The organism is Sulfitobacter sp. TCYB15 (genome assembly GCF_040435955.1).
In the GTDB taxonomy this organism is placed as follows: domain Bacteria; phylum Pseudomonadota; class Alphaproteobacteria; order Rhodobacterales; family Rhodobacteraceae; genus Sulfitobacter; species Sulfitobacter pontiacus.
In genome coordinates this window covers 2,212,663-2,231,467 of sequence record NZ_CP159193.1, presented here as the reverse complement: position 1 = coordinate 2,231,467, position 18,805 = coordinate 2,212,663, and the positions used below count along the sequence as shown (strand labels likewise).

Below are 18,805 nucleotides of genomic sequence, written 5' to 3'. Positions count from 1 at the left end.
CCCGCGCAGGGTTACTCCGCTGCTTTGGGGGGCAGCTCTACCACGCGTGAATCGCGGGCCATTTCATCCGCCGATACCGTACGTTCGATTCCCAATTCGGGCATGATCTCGCGCATTTCAGCGCGCAGGCGGTCCAGCTGTGCTGCGGCCACGCTTTCTTCCAGCTCGACCTCGTGCAGCCAGTGTTTCATTTCGGATGTGATGCCTTTGGCCTGATCCAGACGGCTGTTGAACAGGTTCACTTCTTCCTGACGCTGCTTGAGGAAATTGCGCGCACGTTCGATTTTCTCGTCGGCATAGACGGTCGCCAGCTCTTTCGAGATGTGGCTCATCTGCGCGGCGACTTCCAGAAGGGCGGGTTCAAGCGTGCTGAGATCAGGGTGATCGCGCAGATAGGCCAGCCGTTCGCGGACCGAGTCGAATTCGGAAGACATGTGAAAAACGTCACCCCGATCCGCCGCATGCACCGCCCCGTAGGCGCGGGTGATGTCGTCCATGTTCAGCGCAAATTTGCGGTGCGATGTCTCAAGCTGCATGACGCGGCGGTTGGTGGGGATGAAAAAGCAGATGCCCACGGCCAGAATGGTCAGGCCGATCTGCGCATACATCCCTGCATTCTCAACGGGTTGCCCGTCATAGTTGAGTGGCAGTTCAATCCAGGCCCATTGGCCAAGCACGGCCATAACGGTACAGACGGTGATCGCCACGGCGGCAACAGCGAAAACCGCGAATGCGAGTCTTTGAAAAAGATACTGAATAAGTGCCGTCAACGCGTTCATCTGTCTCACCTTGTGCTTGAGTTGCTGTTGTAAGCAAGAATATGCCGATGTTGGCAAAAGGCGAAGAAAATCTTGAAATTTCCGTAAATGAATCGAATTTACTTGGGAAATTTCGGGTAATTCTACCCAGGCGGGTGGATTGGTCGCGTGAAAACGCCAGCTTGCTTAGGCGATTTTCTGCGCGCGGTGCCCGATAAACAGCGACGCGAGGATGCAGCCTGTGAACAGGTATAGCCCCCAAGCCGTCTCGATCCGCCCGATGCCGATTCCCTTTGATAGGGTCACATAAAGCGCGATCAGAAACACATCCGCCATCGCCAATTTGCCGATTGCCTGCAAGATGGGCAGGGCACGCGGGCCGATCAGGCGGAACTGAATCAGCGTCAGGCCGACTGTCTTAACATAGGGCGCGACAAGCGCAAAAACCGCGACGATCAGCGCCAGAAACAGGTCGGTGTCCCATAGGGATTTCAGCCCGCTCAGGACAGAGATTTCGGTGAGCCCGAACAGTGGCAGCACGCCCGCCCGCAACAAGGGTGCGGCCCATGCAACGGGGTAGAGGATCAGCAAAGACAGGTTTGCGACGCGCAGCACCATATCAAAGCGATCTGCGCGGGGGCGTGCCCCATCACTCCACATAGACCCGGTCATAGCGCGCGCCAAGCGCGGTCAGCACCTCGTAGCCGATGGTGCCCGCAAACCCGGCAACCGTATCAACAGACTGATAGTTTCCGATCAGCTGCAAATGCTCTGGCACCTCTGTCAGGCTGGTCACATCGACGGTGATCAGATCCATAGAGACACGGCCAACAACGGGCAGTTTGCGCCCCTCGTGGGTGAAAGTGGCCCCGTTGCCCAAGGCGCGGATCAACCCGTCGGCATAACCCGCTGCGATCGTCGCGACCATTGTCGGGCGGGGGGCCGTCCAGGCGCACCCATAGCCGACGGTCTGGCCCGTGGCGACTTCGCGCACCTGAATGACAGGCACATCCAGCGTCACAACCGGCATCGCATCGGCGAAGGGCAATCCGCCGTAGACCCCGATGCCCGGGCGGGTCAGGTCAAAGTGGTAGTCACGGCCCAGCATGATACCCCCCGTCGCGGCCAAGGATCGTGGCACGTTCAACCCATCCGTCATCTCGCGGAAGGTCTTGAGCTGTCGGGCATTCATCGGGTGGTTCGGTTCATCCGCGCAGGCCAAATGCGACATGATCAAGGTCGGGTTCTGCGCCAGGGCGATGTCGCGCAGCGCAGCCCATTCAGCCGGGTCCATGCCAAGGCGGTTCATGCCGCTGTTCAGCTGCACCCCGAAACGATCGCCGGGCAAGGCTTCGACATGGGCGATCATCTGGTCGACCGAATTGATCATCGGCGTCAGTGCGGCGCTCCGGATCATATCGGCGTCCCCGGGCATATGCCCCGCAAAGACGTTGATCGCAGGGCCGGGCCCCAACACGCGACGCAGGGCCACGCCCTCTTCCGCGACAGCGACAAAGAACTTGCGCGCGCCTTGGGCGGCGAGAACCGGGGCCACGCGGTCAATGCCCAGACCATAGGCATTCGCCTTGATCACGGCACCGGTGTCGCAGCCGGTCATTTTGTTCAGCGCCTGCCAATTGACGGCAATCGCATTGAGGTCGATAGAGAGGGTGGCTGTTGTCATGGGATTTGTTTTGACCGTATGCCCGCCAAGGTCAAGCCACGAGCAGGGCCACCGGCCAATAATCCCTCGCCATGCGGGAAGAGGGGCGGAATGTTTGGCCCATTTCCCTAACGTAACGAAACCTTCGCATGATGCTTGCATGGTGGCGCGAACGCGATAGCTTGGTTCCTGACAAAAGACAGGCTGCGCGCAGTAGCCGGATATAAAACGGGAGAGAGTTCAATGCGAGTTTCAACAATGACAACGGGGCCCGTGCTGGCGGTGGTCACGGCGATGGCCACGCCTATGGCGCTGGCCGAGAACCGGATCGATACCCAGATGCCCACAGCCCCTGATATGGCGGCGTACGGCGACGAAGCAATTGGCGTGCGCCAGCTTGACCTGGTGCATAAGGACCAGATCGATATCCTCTCCATCGATCCCGCAGCGGACAAGCCTGAAACCCTGCCGCGCTATGATCGCCCGCTGACTGTAGAGGTCTGGTACCCCGCCGCGGACGGGGCCACCGGCGACACCGCGATCAAGGCGTTTATCCGCGATGGCAAGACCGAGGTCACCTTGCAAGGCAAAGCCATGCGCGACGCGGACCCCGCACAGCCCGACGCGGCCTATCCGCTGGTCATCGTCTCCCACGGGTATCCCGGCAACCGCTTCCTGATGTCCCATCTGGCCGAGAACATCGCGTCGAAGGGCTATGTCGTGGCGTCGATCGATCACCTGGATTCGACCTATCGCACGCAGGCGGCCTTTGGCTCTACGCTGGTGAACCGCTCGCTGGACCAGCTTTTCGTGCTGGATGAAATGGCGCGTCTGTCGCAAGACGAAAGCTCTTTTCTCAATGGGTTGGTGGATGCGGAAAACACCGGTTTGATCGGCTATTCCATGGGCGGCTACGGCGCGGTGATCACCGCAGGTGGTGGCGTGACCGAAGCGTCGGTCGGCTATGGCTGGGGCGGGCCGCATGGCACCTTGGGCATCCATCAGGCGGGGTCCGAGACGCATAACAACCTGCCCGACCCAAGGATCAAAACCGCCATCGCGATTGGCCCCTGGGGCATGAACACGGGCTTCTGGGATGCCGAAGGCTTGAAGGGCGTGCAGATCCCCATGCTGTTCATGGCCGGGTCCGAGGATATGGTATCGCTGTACGAAAAAGGCGTGCGCGCCATTTGGGAAAACGCCAGCAGCGTCGACCGCGCCTTGCTGACCTTTGATAACGGCGGCCATAATGCGGCGGCCCCGATGCCTGCGCCTGCGGAATCCTTTCGCGATGACGCTGATCTGGGGTTCAACGTGTCGGGCCACTATACCGATCCGGTCTGGGACACGGTGCGCATGAACAACATCGCGCAGCATTTCGCCACCGTCTGGATGGCACAGCACCTCAAGGGCGATGCCGAGATGGGGGCCTATCTTGATCTGGTCGAAAACTCCAACGACGGGGTCTGGTCGATGAACGAGGATGGCACCCCGAAGGAGGATCACAGCTATTGGAAGGGGTTCGACAAGGACACCGCCAAAGGGTTGCGCTATGAAACCCTGTCGCCCGAGTAAGGAGCACCGCTGATGATGCGCTTGCGTATCATGTTCTCGCATGCGGCCGTCGTGGTGATGGCGGTCGCTTGTGGGGCGGGGCTGGTTGGCTTGGCGCTGTTTGCGCCGCTATGGGTCTGGGCGCTGATCCCCTTGGGGGTCGCCGCGCAAATGCTGAATGAATACAACCTGCACCGCTATGTGTTCCACCTGTCGCCCCCGCGGGCGCAATGGGTCTTTGACCTGCTGTACATGGCGCACTACGGTCATCATGATTTCCCGACCAACACCAAGCTGTTTTTTGTGCCGATCTGGATCGCTTTGCCGATGCTACTGGTGAACGGAGGGGTGCTGTGGGATGTTCTTGCCCTGTTTGCTGTGCCGCAGGCGGGCTGGATCGCCGTGGCCATCGTGCCAGTGGGCGGGGTGCTGACCTTTCTGGTCTATGAATGGTTCCACATGACCGCCCATGTGAACGTGCCCAAAACGCGGGTAGAGCGTTATGTGACCACGCTGCACAACCAGCATCACTTCCGTGATTTCAGCAAGTGGTTCCACGTCAGCCCCGGCGGGGCCGTGATTGACCGCGCGATGGGGACGGCGATTGACCGCGAGGCGCTAAAGCACCAGCAACGGATTGAATTCATTCGTACTTTGGGGATGCGACCCAATGACCCAAGGCTGATCGCGGCGCGGGAGCGCTTTGCCGCGAAATACAATCTGTCAGAGGCAGAGATCGCCCGCGCGGCGGTTGTCTGACCTCCGCACATAGCGTGTATTCATTAAATTAAAGGGGTGTGGCGATCAGAACTCCTGATCGCCGCCGCCATTTTCACTCTGCCACGGTTTCACAAGGTTACCAAAGCGGGTGTAACGCCCTTCAAAGCTGAGATCGACAGTACCAATCGGGCCGTGACGCTGCTTGCCGATGACCACTTCGGCGCGACCGTGCAGACGCTCCATCTCTTCTTGCCAGATCGCCATTTTATCCAGCTCGTGATCGCCGGGTTTTTCGCGTTCCTTATAGTATTCCTCGCGGAACACGAACATCACCACGTCGGCATCCTGTTCGATCGATCCGGATTCACGCAAGTCCGACAGCTGCGGGCGCTTATCTTCGCGGTTTTCCACCTGACGCGACAGCTGCGACAGGGCGATCACGGGTATGTTGAGCTCTTTCGCAATGGCCTTGAGGCCCATGGTGATTTCCGAGATTTCATTCACCCGGTTTTCGCCTTTGCCCGTCCCGCGCACCAGCTGGAGATAGTCGATAATCAACACGTCCAACCCGTGGGTCCGCTTGAGCCGCCGCGCACGGGCGGCCAGCTGGCTGATCGGCAGGGCGGGCGTGTCGTCGATATACAACGGGCAGGCTTCCAGCGCTTTGGCGGCATCGACGAAACGGCGGAATTCGGTCTCTGTCATATCACCCGACCGGATCTGGTGGGACGGGATTTCGGCCGCTTCGGACAGGATACGCGCGGCCAACTGTTCCGCGCTCATCTCGAGGCTGTAGAACCCGACAACGCCACCATCTACAGCGCCTTCGGTGCCGTCATGCAAGGTGCCCCGGCGGTAGGCTTTGGCGACGTTGAAGGCGATGTTCGTCGCAAGCGAGGTTTTCCCCATCGACGGACGACCGGCAAGGATCAAAAGGTCAGAGGGGTGTAACCCGCCCAGCTTTTTATCCATATCAATCAGACCGGTAGAGACACCGGATAGGCCACCGTCGCGCTGGTAGGCCGCATTGGCCACGTTGACCGCATCGGTCACGGCTTTCAGAAAGCTCTGGAAACCGCTTTCGGTCTGACCCTGCTCTGCGAGCTTATAGAGCTTTTGTTCGGCCTCGACGATCTGTTCGCGCGGCTCTGACGCGACATCGACCTGTGCGGCTTTGGCCGCGATGTCACGGCCCAGCTGGATCAGGTCGCGACGCACCGCCAGATCATAGATCATCTGCGCATAGTCGCGCACGGCAAAGGCGCTGATCGCGGCACCGGCAAGGCGCACCAGATAGGCGGGGCCGCCCAGTTCTTTCAGCCCTTCGTCATCCTCCATAAACGCCTTGAGCGTCACGGGGGAGGCAAGGTTGTTCTTGGCGATCCGCGCGGCGGCAATCTCGAAAATACGGGCGTGAACGGGGTCGTAAAAATGCTTGGGACCGATGACAGACGCCACGCGGTCGTAGATATCGTTGTTGGTCAGGATCGCGCCCAACAACTGCTGTTCCGCTTCGATGGAATGCGGCATTGTCTCGGCCGCTTGAACCGTTAGCTGGTTACCGTCGATGCTTGAAATCTCGTTCATGCTACGTGTTGCCCCACTGATTAATGACCCGAGGCTTATCTACCCGAGCCGCCCGTCATCCCGCAATCTTTATAAGCTGTGGATAACCTGATCTCTGCGCTAGCGTAGCATATGTCGCGTGATTTTACACCACGCGACACAATATCATGTGGATTTCTTAGGTTTTTTTCCGCGCATCCTGCCACGCTTCTGGCGCGTTCAGGAAGGCTTCGACTTCGGTCAGGGTTTCTGTGTCAAACGCGTTCTGCGCTTTGGCCTCGGCCAGCACATCCCACCAGGTGCACAGGCTGTGCAACGTAACCCCGTGATCGCCCAAGGTCTTTTCTGTCTGCGGAAAAATACCGTAGTAAAAGATCACAGCCGTATGCGCGCAGGTTGCACCGGTATCGCGAATCGCGTCGACAAAGCTGATCTTCGAGCCGCCATCGGTGGTTAGATCCTCGACCAGCAAAACCCGTTGGCCTTCGGTCATTTCACCTTCAATGCGGGCGTTGCGGCCATAGCCTTTGGGCTTCTTGCGCACATAGGTCATGGGCAGCGCCATGCGCTCGGCCACCATCGCGGCAAAGGGGATGCCCGCGGTTTCACCGCCCGCGATATTGTCAAACGCCTCGAACCCCGCTTCGCGCATCACTGTGACGGTCAGGAAGTCCATCAAGGTGGCGCGGATGCGCGGATAGCTGATCAGCTTGCGGCAATCGATATAGGTCGGGCTCGGCAGGCCGGAGGCGAGGGTAAAGGGCTCTGCCGCGTTGAAATGAACGGCCTTGATCTCCAGCAACATCCGCGCGGTCAAGCGCGCCATTTCGGTAGAGTCGGGGTAGCTGGTGGGGATCATGTCATGCGTTCCTTTTGGGGCCTTGGCGTTGAGGGCGGTGGTGGTCGGTCTCATCCTGCTGCGACCGGCAAACTGTCTTTGGTACTGGGGGGGGCGTCAGTCGGTGACGGACCAGTTCAGCGGCATCATCGGATCGAACACGGTGACCGGCCCGTCGGGCGTGTCGATGTGATCGGGGTAGGTCGCCGGTGTGCGGGTCAGCGTCATCGTCGCCTCGTTCGGGGCCAACCCATAGAAATCCGGCCCGTTCAGCGAGGTAAACCGTTCCAATTGGTCCAGCGCGTCTTCCTGTTCAAAGACCTCGGCCAGGATCGACATCGTATTGGGCGCGGTAAAGCAGCCGGCACAGCCGCAGGGCAGCAGCTTGTTCGCGTCCGTATGCGGCGCGGAATCCGTGCCCAGAAAGAAGCGCGCGTCGCCCGAAGTCGCGGCAGCGCGCAGGGCCAGACGGTGGCTCTCGCGTTTGGCGACGGGCAGGCAGTAGTAATGCGGTTTGATCCCACCGGCGAGGATATGGTTGCGGTTGATCACCAGATGGTGCGTGGTGATGGTCGCGCCCAGATTACCGGTGCTTTCCGTGACATATTGGGCGGCGTCGGCGGTGGTAATATGCTCTATGACGACTTTCAGCCCCGCATGACGGGTGCGGATCGGGTCAAGCACGCGGTCGATGAACACGGCCTCGCGGTCGAAAATGTCGATCTCGGGGTCGGTGACCTCGCCATGGGTGCACAGGGGCAGGCCGATCTCGGCCATGCGTTCCAGCACGGGCGCAACATTGTCAAAGTTCGACACGCCGCTGGCTGAATTTGTCGTCGCACCGGCGGGGTAGAGCTTGACCGCGGTGATCAACCCGCTGGCATGGGCGGCGGCCACATCGTCGGGATCGGTATCCTCGGTCAGATAAAGGGTCATCAGCGGTTTGAACTCCGCGCCCTCGGGCAGTGCCGCGAGGATACGATCGCGGTAGGCGGCCGCATCGGCACCGCGCACCACCGGGGGCACCAGATTGGGCATGATGATGGCGCGGGCAAAATGCGCGGCGGTATGGGGCAACACGGCGTCCAGCATCGCGCCGTCGCGCAGGTGCAGGTGCCAATCATCGGGGCGTCGAAGCGTGAGGGTCTGTGTCATGGGCTCCCCGCTAGCACAGGGCGTGCGGGCGCGCTAGTCTCGGGTTGCTCAAAGGGACCGCAGCAAACGTCAGCCGGTGGTTTTGGCTGCATCCTGAGATGGCGTATCCGGTTCCTCTGCAGTCCCGTTTTCCTGTGCGACGCGCAGGGCCAGTTCGGCCTCTAACTGCTTTTTGCGCCGGACAAACCGAGGGGCCGACATATGCCCTGTCACGAAATTGCATAGCGTGAGCGTCAACGGATCGCGCTGCTCGCGTTCCAGCGCGGCAAGCAGGCCCTTCAGATAGGGGCGGTGATCGCGGCGCGCCCGGGCGATGCGTGCAAAGCTCGCGATTGTCAGCTCGCCATCGGCTGCAAGGGTCAGCAGGTTTTCGAACTGGTCAAGCTCCAGCAGTTTCGATTGCAGCGCCGTGCCCATGCGCCGCATCCGAAGTTTGGTCACATTGGGGCGGGTAAAGAGGCTGGCGTGCATCGCGTCCAGCGGCACAGTCGGGTCATAGATCACAAAAGCGGCCTCGGCCGCGTCCAGCATATCGGGGGCATATCCGAACCGGGAGGTGAAATCCGTGCGCCGCATCTCGACAAAGCGATCGTCCCATTCGGTCACGCTGGGGTCCAGCGTCGCTTGCGGCTGGATGGCAACGACCATTGCGCCCGGTGCCGCGACAGAGAATGCCGCAGCCGCATAGCCGCCCGGACCCGCGCCATAAAAGACCACGCGGTCAAAGCCGTCGAAAAAGCCATCGTCGATCAGCCGGTCGAAAAACGCGTAAACTGGCGCGTCCCGGAACCATGTATCCCCTTCTGACGCCAGACAAAGATGCGACCAACCTTCGCTGCGCACCATTTCCCATCCCAAAGGATGCGCCATCGATGACAAGGCGCGCATCCCGTTGATGGTTTCAAAGCTGACCAGCAGGGTAGAGGATTTTTCCAGAAACATCGCGTGGTGTCGTGACCCGAGCGCTTCATAGAACCCGCCATTCTGCGCGACCTGCTTCACAGCATCCATCCACTCGCTTTTGGAATAGTCCTCAAAAGACGTGTCGAGCGTTACGGCGGTATCGATCATGGTAAACTTCCTCAATCGTATCTGGGCACAGGAAACCCCTGGCTTTTGGTCTGAGGTATCGGCGCATTAAGGCGAAAATGCGGAGATTTGAAGCACATTTATAGCACATTCTGTGGTCGCTCCAAGGCATAGAGTCTGTTGAACCCCGTGCAGACCCCTTGACCGCGCGGGATCAGAATGCACCACTCGTCCCAATCACAACCGGAGAATGCCATGCAACTGCCCCCTTCGATCGACGCCGTGCAAGAGCTGCTTGCGGGGCAGGGATATGTCTGCGGGCGGCCTTTGGCCACGGTGGTGTTCCTGAGCCTGACCTTGGGCCGGCCGCTGTTCCTCGAGGGAGAGGCAGGCGTCGGCAAGACAGAGATCGCCAAAGCATTGGCGCTGGCCTTGGACCGCAAGTTGATCCGGTTGCAATGCTATGAAGGGCTGGATGCCGCCACGGCGGTCTACGAATGGAACTTCCCTGCCCAGATGGTGGCAATCCGCACGGCTGAGGCCACCGGCGATCGCTCGCGACAGCAGCTCACAACAGAACTCTTTAGCGACGACTTTCTAATCGAACGCCCCTTGCTCGAAGCGATGCGCCCTGACGGCCGCGGCGCCCCCATCCTGTTGATCGACGAGCTTGACCGCACGGACGCCCCGTTCGAAGCCTTCCTGCTTGAGGCGCTCAGCGATTTTCAGGTCACGATCCCCGAACTCGGCACGATCAAGGCCCCCGAGCCCCCCATTGTGATCCTGACCTCGAACCGCACGCGCGAGGTGCATGACGCGCTCAAACGCCGCTGTCTGTATCACTGGGTCGACTATCCCGATTTCCCCCGCGAGATGGAGATCCTGGCCGCCCGCGCCCCCGAAGCCTCAGCCGCGCTCAGCCGCGAGGTCGTGGCCTTTGTCCAGCACCTTCGGACCGAGGACCTGTTCAAGAAGCCCGGCGTGGCCGAAACCATTGATTGGGCAAAATGTCTGCTGGCGCTGGATGTGATAAACCTCAGCCCCGAAACCATTGCGGATACGCTTGGGGCGATCCTGAAATACCAGGATGACATCGCCAAGCTGCAAGGATCAGAGGCGAAACGCATCCTCGATCAAGCCAAAGCCACGCTGGACGCGACCCCTTGACGGATACTGCCGCTTCCAAATGGTCTAAAATCCTCGGGGGTCCGGGGGCCGACAGCCCCCGGCGGCAGGCGACCTGATGGAACATCTGCCCCTGGAGCTGCCCGATAACCCCAAACTAGCCGGCAATATCACCCATTTCGCCCGTGCCCTGCGCCGCGCCGGTCTGCCCATTGGCCCCGGTCGCGTGATTGACGCGATCCGCGCGGTAGAGGTGGCGGGGTTCACCGACAAAACCGATTTCTACTGGACGCTGCACGCCTGCTTTGTGAACCGTCCTGAGCACCGGACCATCTTTGCGCAGCTCTTCCGGCTTTATTGGCGCGACCCGCGGTATCTGGAACATATGATGGCCGCGATGCTGCCCGCGATCCGTGGCGTGCAGGAAGACCGCCCCGCCCAAGCCGCCGAGAAACGCGCGGCAGAGGCGTTGCTGGACGGTGCCGAAGCGCCGGAACGCGACCGCGAAGAACCGCAAGACGAAGGCGAGACAGAGATCGAGGTCGATGCCAGCCTGACCATGTCCTCGCAAGAACGGCTGCGCAGTCTTGATTTCGAACTGATGAGCCTCGCGGAGGTGGCGGAGGCCAAGAAGATGCTGGCGCGGTTGCGCCTGCCGGTCAAACCCATGCCGTCACGCCGTGCCATGACGTCCCCGAGGGGGCGGATCGACGCGGGGCGCAGCCTGCGGGCCGCGCTGCGCCGGGGCGGAGAGATGGACAAGCTGGTGCTGAAAACCCCGCGCCCACGCTATCCCAATCTGGTGGTGCTGTGCGATATCTCCGGTTCCATGAGCCAATATTCCCGCATGGTGCTGCATTTCCTGCATGCGGTGAGCAATGCCAAGGGCGCGGGGTGGGCGCAGGTGCATGCGTTTACCTTTGGCACGCGGCTGACCAATATCACCCGCCATCTGGCGACGCGCGACGTGGATGCAGCGCTCAAGGCGGCGGGGGCAGAGGCGCAGGATTGGGAGGGCGGCACGCGCATCGGGGCCTGTATCGAGGCGTTCAACCGCGATTGGTCGCGGCGGGTTATGGGGCAGGGTGCGGTTGTGCTGTTGATCACTGATGGGCTGGACCGCGATGCGCCCGATGATCTGGCGCGACAGATGCAGCGGTTGCACCTGTCCGCACGTCGGCTGATCTGGTTAAATCCGCTGCTGCGGTGGGACGGGTTCGCGCCCAAAGCGGCAGGTATCCGTGCGATGCTGCCCTTCACCGACAGCTTTCGGGCCGGTCACTCGATTGCGTCGTTGCAAGAACTGGCAGAGGTGATCTCCCGCCCCGATGACCGGGGCGAGAAAACGCGATTGATGCAGATGATGGGGGCGGCCCCTTAGGCGAAGGTTTCAGCAAAAGCCCCGCGATAGGTCGCCGACAGGTCAGCCAAAGGCGCTTTGACGCCGCCAAAGTTCACTTGATCCCCGCCGAACTTGCCGACGCTTTCCAGATGCAGACCGGCGTTTTGCGCGGCGATCATCAGGGCTTCGGCCTGATCGAAGTTACAGGCGATCAGATAGCGCGCTTGATCCTCGCCAAACAGAACCTGCGTATCGGCAGAATCCAGGGTCACGCCGACGCCGGCCTCGTCCGCCAGTTCAAAGGCTGCCAGCGCCAGACCGCCGTCCGACAGGTCGGTGCAGGCTTTGATCAACGCGCGGTTGGCGCGGATGAATTCACCGTGGGCCTTCTCCAGCGCCAGATCTACATGGGGGGCGTCGCCATCGCGGCGGTTGAACACTTCAAGCAGCAGGGCGGATTGTCCGATGTGCCCTTCGGTGGCCCCCAGAACCAAAGCGACATGGCCCTCGCGGACCTCTTTGCCGATGATCTCGTCCGTATGTTTAAGCAGGCCGACCGCGCCAATGGTGGGGGTGGGCAGAATGCCTTTGCCGTCGGTTTCGTTATACAGCGACACGTTGCCGGATACGATGGGCATGTCCAACGCGGCAACCGCTTCGCCGATGCCTTTCAGCGCGCCAACGAACTGGCCCATGATCTCGGGCTTTTCGGGGTTGCCGAAGTTGAGGTTGTCGGTGGTCGCCAGCGGCAGTGCCCCTACGGCACAGAGGTTGCGGTAGGCTTCGGCCACGGCCTGTTTGCCGCCTTCGACAGGGTTCGCCTTGACGTAGCGGGGCGTCACATCCGAGGTAAAGGCGATCGCCTTGTCGGTGCCATGCACGCGCACGATGCCCGATCCCAGACCGGGGGTGCGGGCGCTGTCGCCCATGACCATCGTGTCGTATTGTTCAAACACCCACGCTTTGGACGCGTAGTTCGGGCTGGAGATCAGCGCGCTCAGCCCGTCGATGGGGTCGATGCCGGGAACATCCGATAGCGGTTCGGCTGCTGGTGTCTCGACATAGGGGCGGTCGTATTCGGGCGCGTTGCCGGACAGCGCTTTAAGCGGCAGGTCGGCTTTGACCTCGCCATTGTGCACGATTAAGAAACGGTCCTCGGCGATTGTTTCGCCTACGATGGCGAAATCGAGGTCCCATTTGTCGAAGACGGCTTTCGCCTCTGCCTCAAGCTCGGGGCGCAGGACCATCAGCATCCGTTCCTGGGATTCCGACAGCATCATCTCGTAGGCGGTCATGGCGTGTTCGCGGGTCGGGACCTTTTCGAGGTCGAGACGTACACCAAGGTTGCCCTTGTCGCCCATTTCCACGGCCGAACAGGTCAGACCCGCAGCGCCCATATCCTGAATGGAGATCACGGCACCGGTCGCCATCAGTTCGAGCGTGGCTTCCATCAGGCGTTTTTCGGTGAAGGGGTCGCCGACCTGAACGGTGGGACGTTTGTCTTCGATGGTGTCGTCGAACTCGGCCGATGCCATCGTTGCGCCGCCCACACCGTCACGGCCGGTTTTCGCACCAAGGTAAACGACCGGCATGCCGACGCCGGAAGCGGCGGAATAGAAGATCTTGTCGGTGTCGGCCAGACCGGCGGCAAAGGCATTCACAAGGCAGTTGCCGTCATAGGCGGTGTCAAAGCGCACTTCGCCGCCCACCGTGGGCACGCCAAAGCAGTTACCGTAGCCGCCCACACCCGCGACCACGCCATGCACCAGCTGGCGTGTCTTGCGGTGGTCGGGCGACCCGAAGCTAAGAGAGTTCATCGCCGCGATCGGACGCGCGCCCATCGTGAAGACGTCTCGCAGGATGCCGCCCACGCCAGTCGCCGCACCCTGATAGGGTTCGATGTAGGACGGGTGGTTGTGGCTTTCCATTTTGAAGACCAGCGCTTGGCCGTCGCCGATATCAACGATGCCCGCATTCTCGCCCGGTCCGCAGATCACCTGAGGGCCCTCGGTCGGCAGGGTACGCAGCCACTTCTTTGACGACTTGTAGGAACAGTGTTCGTTCCACATGGCCGAAAAGATGCCCAGTTCGGTAAAGGTGGGTTCGCGCCCGATGATATCCAGAATACGCTGATATTCTTCGGCATTGATGCCGTGGCTGGAAATCAGGTCTTGGGTGATGGCTGGTTCGGTCATGGTGCGCGTTTTCCCCTAGCAATATGCCACACCTCTTAGATCAAGCGCAGCGCGGGGAAAAGACCTAAGGCTCGTGAAGGGCCATAGCCAAAAAAAAGGCCGAGCACGAAGCTCGGCCGAGTCCAACAGGGAGGTATGAAGTAGCGGCGCGGAGCCGCCCGTCTTCATACCGCCCAATTAAGTGGCGTTCGTGCACGGTTCAAGGATGGAATCGTTAATCTATGACATGTCCGATATGCGGTTTTCGCATAGCTAGTGGGACTCTTTCTCGCGCAGCAGTTTGCGATGGGTAATGATCTCGTCCTGCACGAAGTCTTTAAAGGCCGCGACCCGCTTGGAGGCGCGCAATTCTTCGGGGTAGGCAAGGAATACGGGCACATCCGCCGACTCGGTCTCTGGCAGAACTTGCACCAGATCGGGGAAGTCTTGGATGAGGTAGTCGGGCAGTACGCCGATCCCGAGGTTGTTGATCACCGCTTGCAATACGCCAAAGTAGTTGTTCACCGTCAGCATCGACCGCACGTCATGCATCATAAGTTGCTGGATCAGGTTCAGACCCGCATGCACCTGGTTGCTGTCGGTGTTCTGGCAGATCAGACGGTGGTCCGACATATCCTCAAGCCGCTGGGGCGTGCCGTTCGCCGCAAGATAGGCGGGCGAGGCATACATGCACATCTTGATCATCATCAGCTTTTTGCGCACCAGATCGGCTTGCGACGGCTCTTTCATGCGGATGGCGACATCGGCTTCGCGCATGGGCAGGTCAAGGACGCGTTCTTCGAGCATCAGGTCGACCTTGAGGTCGGGGTATTTCTCGTAGAGCTTCGGCAGACGCGGGGCCAGCCATAGGGTGCCAAAGCCCGTGGTCGTGGTGACACGCAATTCGCCAAAGACTTCTTCCTCGCTGTCGCGGATGCGCGCAGCGGCGGTATCAAGCCGTTTGGACATGGCGACGGTGGCGTCGAACAGCAGCTCGCCTTGTTCGGTCAGGATCAAGCCGCGTGCGTGGCGGTGGAAAAGGTTGGTATTCAGCTGCTCTTCCAGTCCGCGGATCTGGCGGCTGACGGCAGATTGCGACAAATTCAGCTTGTCGCCCGCATGGGTCAAGCTGCCCGCGTCCGCCACGGCGTGAAATATTCTGAGCTTGTCCCAATCCATGAGGACTACCTTTATAATGAGCGCAGTGTTCGCAAGAACGGTCATCTTTGCGCGTTTTACAGTTTAAAAACAACCCTCCGACGCGGCGCATCGGTATATGTGCGGTTATCTTATCACGGATAGATCGGGCGGAGGTGCAAAAGATCAAGCCCCGCGCCTTGGCGCTTTATGACCTAGGGTCAGACACAACGCTAGACAGGTCAGCTTTTGTGACCTAGTGTGATGCCATAGCTATTGATTGCACGTAGGGGAGGACGCGCTATGGGTACGCAAAAAATTTCACTAACTGACCGGTATGACCTCGAGAAATCGCCCGTGTTGCTGAACGGCACACAGGCGTTGGTGCGCCTGACGATGATGCAGGCGGCACGGGACAAGGCGGCAGGGTTGAATACCGCCGGATACGTGACCGGATATCGTGGATCGCCACTGGGGGCCGTTGATCTTCAGATGGACCGCGCCGCCAAGACGCTGGCCGCGCATAACGTCGTGTTCGAACCGGGCCTGAACGAAGACCTTGCCGCGACGGCCCTATGGGGCAGCCAGCAGGCAGAATTGCGCGGTGAGGGGAAGTACGACGGTGTGTTTGGCCTGTGGTACGGTAAGGGCCCGGGTGTGGACCGCTCTGGCGATGTGATGCGCCACGCGAATATGGCGGGCTCGTCCGTGAACGGTGGTGTTCTGATGGCCATGGGGGATGACCACACGGGTGAATCCTCTACCGTGTTGCACCAGTCCGAATGGGCGATGGTGGATGCCTATATGCCCGTCGTTAGCCCCGCCGGTGTGCAGGAGATCCTTGATTACGGTATCTATGGCTGGGCGCTGAGCCGTTTTAGCGGGCTGTGGGTCGGGCTCAAGACGATGAAAGACACCGTAGAGGCGACATCGGTCGTGAATGGTGACCCGAACCGAATGAAACTGGTCACCCCGCAGTTCGATATGCCCGACGGTGGGCTGAACATTCGTCTGCAAGACACGCCGCATCTGCAAGAAGCGCGGATGATCGACTATAAGCGCTTTGCCGCAGAGGCGTTTAGCCACGCCAACAAGATGGACAAACGCATGTGGGGCAAGCGCGGGGCCAAGATCGGCATCGCGGCAGCCGGCAAGAACTGGCTGGATGTGATCCACGCCATGAGCTTGCTGAACATCGACGAGAACGAAGCCGAACGTCTGGGGATCACGCTGTATAAGATCGGGCAGACCTTCCCGCTGGATATGAAGGGGTTCCATTCCTGGGCCGAAGGGCTCGATCTGGTGATCGTCGTGGAAGAGAAGCGCAAGCTGATCGAGGTGCAGATCAAAGAGGCGCTGTTCTCGGATACGCATCGCCGCGTCTATGGCTGGCACAAAGGCGGTGGTGCCGGGATGGAGCATGGCGAAGAGCTGTTCCCCACCCGTGGCGCACTGGACCCGATCTGGATTGCCGAAAAGCTGGGCGGTATCTTTATCGAGGAAGGCCGCACCACCGATGGCATCAAGGCGGGTATGGAAGCGCTGGATACCGCGCGACGTGCCGATAACGCCGAAGACATCGCCGCGCGTGTGCCCTATTTCTGTTCGGGCTGTCCGCATAACTCGTCAACCAAGCTCCCAGAGGGGAGCCGCGCCTACGCCGGGATCGGTTGCCACTATATGGTGCAATGGATGGATCGCGAGACAACCGGCTTTACCCATATGGGAGGGGAAGGCGCGAACTGGATCGGTGAATCCAAATTCTCGACACGCGACCATGTGTTCCAGAACCTCGGGGACGGGACATACAACCATTCGGGCAATCTGGCGATCCGTGCGGCCATCGCGGCCAAGACGAACATCACCTACAAGATCCTTTATAACGATGCCGTTGCCATGACGGGTGGCCAACACAACGAAGGCGATCTGGACGCCCCGCGTATCGTGGCAGAGGTGAAGGCCATGGGCGTCAAGAATATCGCCGTGGTCTATGACGAGAAAGAAGACGTAGACGAAAAAGCCTTTGGTGGCGTGCCGATGTACGAGCGTGCAGACCTGCAGACCGTGCAAGAGAATTTCGCCAAACACAAAGGCGTCAGCGTCATCGTCTACATCCAGACCTGTGCCGCCGAGAAACGTCGCCGTCGCAAACGGGGGCTGTTCCCTGATCCCGACAAGCGCGTGTTCATCAATACCGATGTCTGCGAAGGCTGCGGGGATTGTGGTGTGCAGTCCAACTGCGTCTCGATCGTGCCCGAAGAAACAGAACTGGGGCGCAAACGGGCGATTGATCAATCCTCGTGCAACAAGGATTTCTCGTGCGTCAAAGGGTTCTGTCCGTCCTTCGTGACGCTGGAAGGGGCCAAGATCCGCAAGGACCCCACGACAGAGGTCAAGATCCCCGACCTGCCCATGCCGACCCTGCCTGCGATCAATGGCACGCATAACGTGGTGATCACCGGTGTCGGTGGGACCGGCGTTGTGACTATCGGCGCCGTGCTGGCGCAAGCCGCGCAGATTGACGGTAAGGGCGCTGGGATGATGGAGATGGCGGGCCTTGCCCAAAAGGGCGGTGCCGTACATATCCATTGCCGTATTGCGAACCGTCCCGAAGACATCAGCGCCATTCGCGTGGCAACGGGTGAAGCGGATGCGTTGATCGGGGGCGATCTTGTTGTCTCTGCCGGGACCAAGACGCTTGGCCTGACGCGCGCTGGGCGGACGGGGGCGGTTGTGAATTCGCACCAGATCATCACGGGCGAGTTTACCCGCGATACCGAGTTCCAGATGCCCTACGACCGGCTCACCCTCGCGCTTGAGGCGCGGCTCAAGGATGACGTCGCGCTGTTTGATGCCTCTGATCTGGCGAAGGCGACGCTGGGGGATTCAATCTATTCGAACATGATGATCTTCGGCGCGGCGTGGCAGCAGGGGTTGATCCCGCTGTCGCTGGACAGCTTGCAACAGGCGATCACGTTGAACGGTGCCGCGGTCGAGCGGAACCTGCGTGCGTTTGAACTGGGCCGTTGGGCCGTGCTGCACCCCGAAGATGCCAAGCGCGTGATGACGCCCAATGTCGTCGCCCTGCCGAAAACGCTGGATGAACGGATCGCCTTCCGCAAGGACCACCTGATCGCCTATCAGGGCAAGCGGCTGGCGAAGCGTTATGGCACCATGGTGGACAGCATTACCGACGCGCGCCTGAAAGAGGCCGTGGCCTTGGGCTACCACAAGCTTTTGTCCTATAAGGATGAATACGAGGTCGCGCGCCTGTTGAAATCCACCCGTGCCAAAGTGGCAGAGGCCTTTGAGGGGGATCCCAAGCTGACCTTCAATCTTGCGCCACCGATCCTGTCGAAAACCGGCGCGGATGGCCGTCCGATGAAACGGACCTTTGGCGCGTGGATGGAGGGGCCGTTCAACATGCTGGCGCGGATGAAATTCCTGCGCGGCACGCCGTTCGATCCCTTTGGCCGCACCGAAGAACGCCGGATGGAGCGGTCCTTGATCACGCAATACGAGGCCGACATGAAGGACGTTCTGCCCAAGCTGACTGACGCAACCCATGACGCGATTGTCGCCTTGGCAGAGCTTCCCTTGCAGATCCGCGGCTTTGGTCCGGTAAAACAGGCGAATGAAGCCAAGGCCGCAAAGCGGCGCGAAGAGCTGCTGGCCGTCATCCGGTCAGGAGGCACGCAAAACTCGCGCGCGGCTGAATAGGCAGAATAGGCTGAATAGGCTGTC

14 protein-coding genes are annotated in these 18,805 nt (G+C 60.4%); 5 read left to right on the top strand and 9 right to left on the bottom strand.

Features of this window, described 5'->3' with window-relative positions; genetic code table 11:
* Positions 1 to 11: 11 nt before the first annotated feature.
* From ABM428_RS10685 to alr, 3 genes are all read right to left on the bottom strand, one after another.
* Positions 12 to 779 (bottom strand): DNA repair protein, encoded by a 768-nt coding sequence (locus ABM428_RS10685; RefSeq protein WP_132997253.1) that lies wholly within the window; start codon positions 777 to 779, stop codon positions 12 to 14.
* 165 nt (positions 780 to 944) lie between these two features.
* Positions 945 to 1,418 (bottom strand): paraquat-inducible protein A, encoded by a 474-nt coding sequence (locus tag ABM428_RS10680; protein ID WP_353628349.1) that lies wholly within the window; start codon positions 1,416 to 1,418, stop codon positions 945 to 947.
* Positions 1,408 to 2,442, bottom strand: coding sequence for an alanine racemase (gene alr / locus ABM428_RS10675; RefSeq protein ID WP_353627923.1), 1,035 nt, complete (start codon positions 2,440 to 2,442; stop codon positions 1,408 to 1,410). The genes ABM428_RS10680 and alr overlap by 11 nt, the downstream gene beginning before the upstream one ends.
* A 237-nt stretch (positions 2,443 to 2,679) precedes the next feature.
* Between alr and ABM428_RS10670 the strand changes: the two genes are divergently transcribed.
* The gene (locus ABM428_RS10670; RefSeq protein ID WP_353628348.1) at positions 2,680 to 3,996 is read left to right on the top strand and encodes a dienelactone hydrolase family protein; all 1,317 of its coding nucleotides are present in this window, start codon (positions 2,680 to 2,682) and stop codon (positions 3,994 to 3,996) included.
* A 12-nt stretch (positions 3,997 to 4,008) separates the two neighbouring features.
* Entirely contained in the window at positions 4,009 to 4,734 is a 726-nt protein-coding gene (locus tag ABM428_RS10665; protein WP_353627922.1) for a sterol desaturase family protein, read from the top strand.
* A gap of 45 nt (positions 4,735 to 4,779) precedes the next feature.
* Here the strand turns inward: ABM428_RS10665 and ABM428_RS10660 are convergent, their stop codons facing one another.
* From ABM428_RS10660 to ABM428_RS10645, 4 genes are all read right to left on the bottom strand, one after another.
* Positions 4,780 to 6,282 carry a replicative DNA helicase gene (locus ABM428_RS10660; RefSeq protein WP_005853895.1) on the bottom strand — a complete coding sequence of 501 codons (1,503 nt, stop codon included), beginning with the start codon at positions 6,280 to 6,282 and terminating at the stop codon, positions 4,780 to 4,782.
* A 157-nt stretch (positions 6,283 to 6,439) separates the two neighbouring features.
* A complete protein-coding gene (locus ABM428_RS10655) occupies positions 6,440 to 7,120 on the bottom strand; it encodes an orotate phosphoribosyltransferase (RefSeq protein WP_005853893.1) in 681 nt (226 codons plus the stop codon).
* Between the two features lie 96 nt (positions 7,121 to 7,216).
* A complete protein-coding gene (gene pyrC, locus ABM428_RS10650) occupies positions 7,217 to 8,254 on the bottom strand; it encodes a dihydroorotase (RefSeq protein WP_353627921.1) in 1,038 nt (345 codons plus the stop codon).
* A 69-nt stretch (positions 8,255 to 8,323) separates the two neighbouring features.
* Positions 8,324 to 9,325, bottom strand: a complete 1,002-nt coding sequence (locus ABM428_RS10645; protein WP_353627920.1) for a phosphoadenosine phosphosulfate reductase — start codon at positions 9,323 to 9,325, stop codon at positions 8,324 to 8,326.
* Positions 9,326 to 9,538: 213 nt separating this feature from the next.
* Between ABM428_RS10645 and ABM428_RS10640 the strand changes: the two genes are divergently transcribed.
* Together ABM428_RS10640 and ABM428_RS10635 are read left to right on the top strand one after the other, a co-directional pair.
* Positions 9,539 to 10,450: a MoxR family ATPase gene (locus tag ABM428_RS10640; RefSeq protein WP_037944437.1), complete on the top strand. Its 912-nt coding sequence runs from the start codon at positions 9,539 to 9,541 to the stop codon at positions 10,448 to 10,450.
* Positions 10,451 to 10,526: 76 nt separating this feature from the next.
* Positions 10,527 to 11,789 (top strand): VWA domain-containing protein, encoded by a 1,263-nt coding sequence (locus tag ABM428_RS10635; protein WP_353627919.1) that lies wholly within the window; start codon positions 10,527 to 10,529, stop codon positions 11,787 to 11,789.
* On the opposite strand, the gene purL is transcribed toward ABM428_RS10635, so the two are convergent.
* Together purL and ABM428_RS10625 are read right to left on the bottom strand one after the other, a co-directional pair.
* Positions 11,786 to 13,945, bottom strand: a complete 2,160-nt coding sequence (gene purL / locus ABM428_RS10630; RefSeq protein WP_005853882.1) for a phosphoribosylformylglycinamidine synthase subunit PurL — start codon at positions 13,943 to 13,945, stop codon at positions 11,786 to 11,788. The genes ABM428_RS10635 and purL overlap by 4 nt on opposite strands.
* A gap of 252 nt (positions 13,946 to 14,197) precedes the next feature.
* Entirely contained in the window at positions 14,198 to 15,103 is a 906-nt protein-coding gene (locus ABM428_RS10625) for a LysR family transcriptional regulator (RefSeq protein ID WP_005853880.1), read from the bottom strand.
* 261 nt (positions 15,104 to 15,364) lie between these two features.
* On the opposite strand from ABM428_RS10625, the gene ABM428_RS10620 reads away from it, so the two are divergent.
* Entirely contained in the window at positions 15,365 to 18,781 is a 3,417-nt protein-coding gene (locus tag ABM428_RS10620; protein WP_132997246.1) for an indolepyruvate ferredoxin oxidoreductase family protein, read from the top strand.
* Positions 18,782 to 18,805: the final 24 nt, after the last annotated feature.